The sequence below is a fragment of the Streptococcus zalophi genome, assembly GCF_016481285.1.
In the GTDB taxonomy this organism is placed as follows: domain Bacteria; phylum Bacillota; class Bacilli; order Lactobacillales; family Streptococcaceae; genus Streptococcus; species Streptococcus zalophi.
In genome coordinates this window covers 1-4,657 of the sequence record NZ_JAENBP010000015.1, presented here as the reverse complement: position 1 = coordinate 4,657, position 4,657 = coordinate 1, and the positions used below count along the sequence as shown (strand labels likewise).

The following is a 4,657-nucleotide window of genomic DNA, read 5'->3' as shown; positions in this document are numbered from 1 at the left end:
ACGATACATAGCCGACCTGAGAGGGTGATCGGCCACACTGGGACTGAGACACGGCCCAGACTCCTACGGGAGGCAGCAGTAGGGAATCTTCGGCAATGGGGGCAACCCTGACCGAGCAACGCCGCGTGAGTGAAGAAGGTTTTCGGATCGTAAAGCTCTGTTGTAAGCGAAGAAGAGTGTTAGGAGTGGAAAGTCTAACACATGACGGTAGCTTACCAGAAAGGGACGGCTAACTACGTGCCAGCAGCCGCGGTAATACGTAGGTCTCGAGCGTTGTCCGGATTTATTGGGCGTAAAGCGAGCGCAGGCGGTTAGATAAGTCAGAAGTTAAAGGCTGTGGCTCAACCATAGTACGCTTTTGAAACTGTTTAACTTGAGTGCAGAAGGGGAGAGTGGAATTCCATGTGTAGCGGTGAAATGCGTAGATATATGGAGGAACACCGGTGGCGAAAGCGGCTCTCTGGTCTGTCACTGACGCTGAGGCTCGAAAGCGTGGGTAGCGAACAGGATTAGATACCCTGGTAGTCCACGCCGTAAACGATGAGTGCTAGGTGTTAGACCCTTTCCGGGGTTTAGTGCCGTAGCTAACGCATTAAGCACTCCGCCTGGGGAGTACGACCGCAAGGTTGAAACTCAAAGGAATTGACGGGGGCCCGCACAAGCGGTGGAGCATGTGGTTTAATTCGAAGCAACGCGAAGAACCTTACCAGGTCTTGACATCCCTCTGACCAGTCTAGAGATAGACTTTCCCTTCGGGGCAGAGGTGACAGGTGGTGCATGGTTGTCGTCAGCTCGTGTCGTGAGATGTTGGGTTAAGTCCCGCAACGAGCGCAACCCTTATTGTTAGTTGCCATCATTAAGTTGGGCACTCTAGCGAGACTGCCGGTAATAAACCGGAGGAAGGTGGGGATGACGTCAAATCATCATGCCCCTTATGACCTGGGCTACACACGTGCTACAATGGTTGGTACAACGAGTTGCAAGCCGGTGACGGCAAGCTAATCTCTTAAAGCCAATCTCAGTTCGGATTGTAGGCTGCAACTCGCCTACATGAAGTCGGAATCGCTAGTAATCGCGGATCAGCACGCCGCGGTGAATACGTTCCCGGGCCTTGTACACACCGCCCGTCACACCACGAGAGTTTGTAACACCCGAAGTCGGTGAGGTAACCTTTTAGGAGCCAGCCGCCGAAGGTGGGATAGATGATTGGGGTGAAGTCGTAACAAGGTAGCCGTATCGGAAGGTGCGGCTGGATCACCTCCTTTCTAAGGAAAAATCGTAGGAATACGATCGGAAGGTACGTTTGTTTGTCTTGTTTAGTTTTGAGAGGTCTTTAACTATTTAGAGACGTGGGGCCTTAGCTCAGCTGGGAGAGCGCCTGCTTTGCACGCAGGAGGTCAGCGGTTCGATCCCGCTAGGCTCCATAGGTTAGCGATAACCTAGAGATTGATCTTTGAAAATTGAATATCTATCAAATTCCGTATATATAGGAATATATATATGAAGTAACAAGAAATAAACCGAAGAAAAAGACGCTATAAATACTGAGAACCAAGAAGAAATAAGAAATAAGGTTAAGTTAATAAGGGCGCACGGTGGATGCCTTGGCACTAGGAGCCGATGAAGGACGTGACTAACAACGAAATGCTTTGGGGAGCTGTAAGTAAGCGCTGATCCAGAGATGTCCGAATGGGGGAACCCACTAGTTGATGACTAGTATCCATAACTGTTAAGGTTATGCGAAGGAAGACGCAGTGAACTGAAACATCTAAGTAGCTGCAGGAAGAGAAAGCAAACGCGATTGCCTTAGTAGCGGCGAGCGAAACGGCAGGAGGGCAAACCGAAGAGTTTACTCTTCGGGGTTGTAGGACTGTAACGTGGACGTTATCTTTATAGAAGAACTACCTGGGAAGGTAGGCCAAAGAGAGTAATAGCCTCGTATTTGAAATAGAGATAATACCTAACAGTATCCTGAGTACGGCGAGACACGTGGAATCTCGTCGGAATCTGGGAGGACCATCTCCCAACCCTAAATACTCCCTAGTGACCGATAGTGAACCAGTACCGTGAGGGAAAGGTGAAAAGCACCCCGGAAGGGGAGTGAAATAGAACCTGAAACCGTGTGCCTACAACAAGTTCGAGCCCGTTAATGGGTGAGAGCGTGCCTTTTGTAGAATGAACCGGCGAGTTACGATATCATGCGAGGTTAAGTTGAAGAGACGGAGCCGTAGGGAAACCGAGTCTTAATAGGGCGCCATAGTATGATGTTGTAGACCCGAAACCAAGTGACCTACCCATGAGCAGGGTGAAGGTGCGGTAAAACGCACTGGAGGCCCGAACCAGGACACGTTGAAAAGTGTTTGGATGACTTGTGGGTAGCGGAGAAATTCCAAACGAACTTGGAGATAGCTGGTTCTCTCCGAAATAGCTTTAGGGCTAGCGTCGACATAAAGAATCATGGAGGTAGAGCACTGTTTGGGTGAGGGGTCCATCCCGGATTACCAATCTCAGATAAACTCCGAATGCCATTGATTTATGGTCGGCAGTCAGACTGCGAGTGCTAAGATCCGTAGTCGAAAGGGAAACAGCCCAGACCACCAGCTAAGGTCCCAAAATAATTGTTAAGTGGAAAAGGATGTGGGGTTGCACAGACAACTAGGATGTTAGCTTAGAAGCAGCTATTCATTCAAAGAGTGCGTAATAGCTCACTAGTCGAGTGACCCTGCGCCGAAAATGTACCGGGGCTAAAACAATTTACCGAAGCTGTGGATTACCGCAAGGTAATGGTAGGAGAGCGTTCTATGTGTGGTGAAGGTATACCGTGAGGAGTGCTGGAACGCATAGAAGTGAGAATGCCGGTATGAGTAGCGCAAGACAGGTGAGAATCCTGTCCACCGTAAGACTAAGGTTTCCAGGGGAAGGCTCGTCCGCCCTGGGTTAGTCGGGACCTAAGGAGAGACCGAAAGGTGTATTCGATGGGCAACAGGTTGATATTCCTGTACTAGATAAATGAGTGATGGAGAGACGCAGTAGGCTAACTAAAGCATGCGAATGGAAGTGCATGTCTAAGCAGTGAGGTGTGGTATGAGTCAAATGCTTATACCTTTAACATTGAGCTGTGATGGGGAGCGAAGTTTAGTAGCGAAGTTAGTGATGTCACACTGCCAAGAAAATCTTCTAGCGTTAATTGTTTATCTACCCGTACCGCAAACCGACACAGGTAGTCGAGGCGAGTAGCCTCAGGTGATCGAGAGAACTCTCGTTAAGGAACTCGGCAAAATGACCCCGTAACTTCGGGAGAAGGGGTGCTGTCAATAAGGCAGCCGCAGTGAATAGGCCCAAGCAACTGTTTATCAAAAACACAGCTCTCTGCTAAATCGTAAGATGATGTATAGGGGGTGACGCCTGCCCGGTGCTGGAAGGTTAAGAGGAGTGCTTAGCGTAAGCGAAGGTATGAATTGAAGCCCCAGTAAACGGCGGCCGTAACTATAACGGTCCTAAGGTAGCGAAATTCCTTGTCGGGTAAGTTCCGACCCGCACGAAAGGCGTAATGATTTGGGCACTGTCTCAACGAGAGACTCGGTGAAATTTTAGTACCTGTGAAGATGCAGGTTACCCGCGACAGGACGGAAAGACCCCATGGAGCTTTACTGCAGTTTGATATTGAGTATCTGTAGGACATGTACAGGATAGGTAGGAGCCGATGAATACGGGACGCCAGTTTCGTAGGAGGCGTTGTTGGGATACTACCCTTGTGTTATGGCTACTCTAACCCGATTGGCTCATCGTCAATGGAGACAGTGTCTGACGGGCAGTTTGACTGGGGCGGTCGCCTCCTAAAGAGTAACGGAGGCGCCCAAAGGTTCCCTCAGAATGGTTGGAAATCATTCGTAGAGTGTAAAGGTATAAGGGAGCTTGACTGCGAGAGCTACAACTCGAGCAGGGACGAAAGTCGGGCTTAGTGATCCGGTGGTACCGCATGGAAGGGCCATCGCTCAACGGATAAAAGCTACCCTGGGGATAACAGGCTTATCTCCCCCAAGAGTTCACATCGACGGGGAGGTTTGGCACCTCGATGTCGGCTCGTCGCATCCTGGGGCTGTAGTCGGTCCCAAGGGTTGGGCTGTTCGCCCATTAAAGCGGCACGCGAGCTGGGTTCAGAACGTCGTGAGACAGTTCGGTCCCTATCCGTCGCGGGCGTAGGAAATTTGAGAGGATCTGCTCCTAGTACGAGAGGACCAGAGTGGACTTACCGCTGGTGTACCAGTTGTCTTGCCAAAGGCATCGCTGGGTAGCTATGTAGGGACGGGATAAGCGCTGAAAGCATCTAAGTGCGAAGCCCTCCTCAAGATGAGATTTCCCATGAGTAATCAGTAAGAGCCCTGAGAGAAGATCAGGTTGATAGGTTAGGAGTGTAAGCGTGGTGACATGTTAAGCGGACTAATACTAATAGCTCGAGGACTTATCCAAGATAGTAGGAAGAGCGTCAAGGTGATTCTTGGGATAGATATTCAATTTTGAATGATTAATCATTCATAGTTAAGTGACGATAGCCTAGGAGATACACCTGTACCCATGCCGAACACAGCAGTTAAGTCCTAGAACGCCTGAAGTAGTTGGGGGTTGCCCCCTGTGAGATAGGGTAGTTGCTTAGCTA

The 4,657-nt window shown here is 49.8% G+C and carries 1 tRNA gene and 3 rRNA genes; all 4 read left to right on the top strand.

From position 1 onward, the window contains the following. Positions 1 to 1,265 (top strand): 16S ribosomal RNA (locus tag JHK64_RS07410); the annotation flags it as partial. 86 nt (positions 1,266 to 1,351) lie between these two features. After that, positions 1,352 to 1,424, top strand: a tRNA-Ala gene (locus tag JHK64_RS07405). A 148-nt stretch (positions 1,425 to 1,572) separates the two neighbouring features. After that, positions 1,573 to 4,470: ribosomal RNA gene (locus JHK64_RS07400) — 23S ribosomal RNA — on the top strand. A 69-nt stretch (positions 4,471 to 4,539) separates the two neighbouring features. After that, positions 4,540 to 4,655, top strand: a 5S ribosomal RNA gene (rrf, locus tag JHK64_RS07395). Positions 4,656 to 4,657 lie beyond the last annotated feature (2 nt).